General features: G+C 71.1%; 4 protein-coding genes and 1 tRNA gene. 3 read left to right on the top strand and 2 right to left on the bottom strand.

The features are described 5' to 3' along the window. The first annotated feature begins 71 nt into the window (after nt 1-71). Nucleotides 72-533, top strand: a complete 462-nt coding sequence (locus tag FNQ90_RS19300) for a hypothetical protein (protein ID WP_228471399.1) — start codon at nt 72-74, stop codon at nt 531-533. Nucleotides 534-600: 67 nt separating this feature from the next. Next, nucleotides 601-903, top strand: coding sequence for a hypothetical protein (locus FNQ90_RS19295; RefSeq protein ID WP_143617628.1), 303 nt, complete (start codon nt 601-603; stop codon nt 901-903). Nucleotides 904-962: 59 nt separating this feature from the next. On the opposite strand, the gene FNQ90_RS19290 is transcribed toward FNQ90_RS19295, so the two are convergent. Both FNQ90_RS19290 and FNQ90_RS19285 read right to left on the bottom strand, forming a co-directional pair. Further along, nucleotides 963-1,532, bottom strand: coding sequence for a CGNR zinc finger domain-containing protein (locus tag FNQ90_RS19290; protein ID WP_143617630.1), 570 nt, complete (start codon nt 1,530-1,532; stop codon nt 963-965). Nucleotides 1,533-1,755: 223 nt separating this feature from the next. Further along, on the bottom strand, nt 1,756-2,169 hold the full coding sequence (locus FNQ90_RS19285; RefSeq protein WP_143617632.1) for an SsgA family sporulation/cell division regulator: 414 nt from the start codon (nt 2,167-2,169) through the stop codon (nt 1,756-1,758). Nucleotides 2,170-2,435: 266 nt separating this feature from the next. Between FNQ90_RS19285 and FNQ90_RS19280 the strand changes: the two genes are divergently transcribed. After that, nucleotides 2,436-2,507 (top strand) — tRNA-Val (locus FNQ90_RS19280). The last annotated feature ends 104 nt before the right edge of the window (nt 2,508-2,611 follow it).

Here is a 2,611-nt window from a genome sequence, read left to right as displayed (position 1 = left end):
AGATGCGTATAAGAGCCAGGTGCCCCACCCCGTCATGGCCCCGACGATCCCCGACGGGCAGGATGGAGAACATGACCCTGGGAATGATGATCTACGCGATATGCGGCGTGCTGACCGCGGCGGGCTGCTGGTGGTCGCTGCGCCTGTTCCGTCGGCGGCGTCGCGGCGCGGCCCTGCGAACCCTGGCCGTGGCGTTGCTGCCGATGGGGTTGGCCATGACGGGGGTGATCCGCTTCGTGGTGAACATGACGGTGAACCCGATCGCCTGGGCCGGCTTCGGGCTCATCGGCCTGTCGGTGCTGTTGGTCCTGGTCTCCCGGTGGACCCGGGACGCGGTGCCGGGGGCCGTGCCGGGGGACGCCGCGACGGCTCCCGCCGCCTCGACCCCCGCCCGCCGGGACGAACGCCCGGCCCTGCCGGGGAACGCGGGGGGACCGGCGGCCCCGGCGGCCGGTCGAAAGGGCCCGAGCAGGAACGAAGGCGCGGAGGACTTTTCCGATATAGAAGCGATCTTGAAGAAGCACGGAATCTGAGACATAAGCGATCACCCGGGACACCGGGCTGCGGGAACCCCCCGGCCTGCGTCATCATCCCCGCGAGATGGCGCACAACATCCGGGAGCAGGCTCCCGACACAGTGGTACCGATCGGCCCCGGCGGGTTCCGCGGCGGCAGCCGTTCCCGGGAGGACCTCCGGAACACCCTCCCGGGCCCGGCCCGCGCGCCGGTGGCCCCCGAGCCCCGACCGGTGGAGGAGCACGCGGTCCCCGACGGCGCGTCCCGGCCGGCTCCCGAGGCGGGAGGGTGCCTGTTCGCCCTGTCCCAGCCCCCGCTGATGGGCTTCCTCGCCTTCATCGCCGGGTTGCTGTTGATCGCCTCGGTGCACGACTTGTTCTTCCTGTGACCCCCGACCCGCTCACCGGACCCGGCTGAGGGGCCGGTCCGGCCGGGCCGGCGGGCCCTTCAGCCGGCCGCCCCGGCCTCCCGCCGCCGGGCCCGGTAGGCGGCGACGTGCAGACGGTTGCCGCAGGTCCGGCTGTCGCAGTAACGGCGGGACCGGTTGCGCGAGAGGTCGACGAACGCGCGTCCGCAGTCGGGCGCCTCGCACCGCCGCAACCGTTCCCGTTCGCCGGCCACGACCAGGAAACCCAGCGCCATGCCGCAGTCGGCCGCCAGATGGTCGGCGAGGGAGGCGCCGGGGGCGAAGTAGTGCACGTGCCAGTCGTGACCGTCGTGATCGGTCAGCTGCGGCGTGGTGCCCGCCTCGGCCACCATCGTGTTGATGAGCTCGGCGGCCTCCCGGTCGTCACCGGCGGCGAAGACCCGGGCGAAACGGTCCCGGACGAGGTGGACGGCGGCGAGGTCCCGCTCCGAGAGCCCCACCGGGTCCACCCCGCTGACCTCGTGTGTCTCCACGAAGCGGCGCAGCGCCCGGACATCCCCCAACCCCTCGGGGGAGTGCTCGCCGGGTGCCGTGTTGAGGAGGTCGACCGTGTGGCCGAGGGCGCACCGCGTGTCGTGGTTGATGAGCAATGGGGTCGCTCCCGATTCGGATCGCGGTCTGGCCGATCCGGGGAACTCTAACCCCTCCTCCTTTTCCGGGTCCCCGGCCGTGGCCGTCGACCGGCCTCCGCCCCGCCTCCGGACACCGTTCCCGTGATCGCGGGGACGGTGTCCGAAGGGCGGGGCGCCCGGTGCCTTGGAACCGCGCGGTGCGCCGTCGCCCCGAGTCGGACGGCGCGTCGCGCGGGCGCGTTCAACTCTCGGCGAGGATGTGGGACAGCTCGGTGTCGAGGTCGAAGTGGCGGTGTTCCGTGCCGGGTGGCACCGCGGAATCGGTGCGCCGGAGGAACGACTCCAGGGCGCGGGCGGGGGCCTCGAGAAGGGCCTCGCCCTCCGGAGAGCTCAGGGCGATGCACACCACTCCCTGCCCGTGACTGCGGGAGGGCCACACCCGGACGTCGCCGGTGCCGGTGGGACGGTGCAGACCTTCGGCCAGCAGGTCCCGGGCGAAAACCCATTCGACGGTTTCCTCGGCTCCGGTGTGGAAGGTGGCGTGGACGGCGTAGGGGTCCGCCGTGTCGTACCGCAGCCCGGCCGGGACGGGCAGGGAGGACTCGCTCGATACGACGAGGCGCAGGTGCAGCTCGCAGCTGACCGTGGTGTTCATAAGCGCCAGGGCCTTTCGCTCAGTGTGCGCTCGGGGGTTCGCACGTCGGCGAGATCGGGATGCCACGTAATCGGTGGTTGTAAACCAGTCTGGGAGGTTTGCGAGGTTTGAATGCATTCGAATGGCGGAGTCGTATTTGTCGGGTTACTCCCGATGGCTGTGGACGGAGCCGACCGGCGGGCGGGCCCGGGATGCCCCGGAGGGGGCGGGAACCCGAGGAGTGGTGCGAGAGCACCTCCGAGGTGCGGTAACGTAGGGCCCGCAGCGGGCGATTAGCTCAGCGGGAGAGCGCTTCGTTCACACCGAAGAGGTCACTGGTTCGATCCCAGTATCGCCCACCGTCACGCTGTGAAGGGTCGGAGACACGGTCTCCGACCCTTTTGCTTTGATGTTTGCTTCGATGTTTGCTCCGGGCACCATTCGGGACGGACCGGGCGGGAGG

This window comes from Streptomyces alkaliphilus (assembly GCF_014141535.1).
GTDB classification, from domain to species: domain Bacteria; phylum Actinomycetota; class Actinomycetes; order Streptomycetales; family Streptomycetaceae; genus Streptomyces; species Streptomyces alkaliphilus.
The sequence above is the reverse complement of the archived record's forward strand: the minus strand, read 5'-3'. Positions and strand labels throughout refer to the sequence as shown.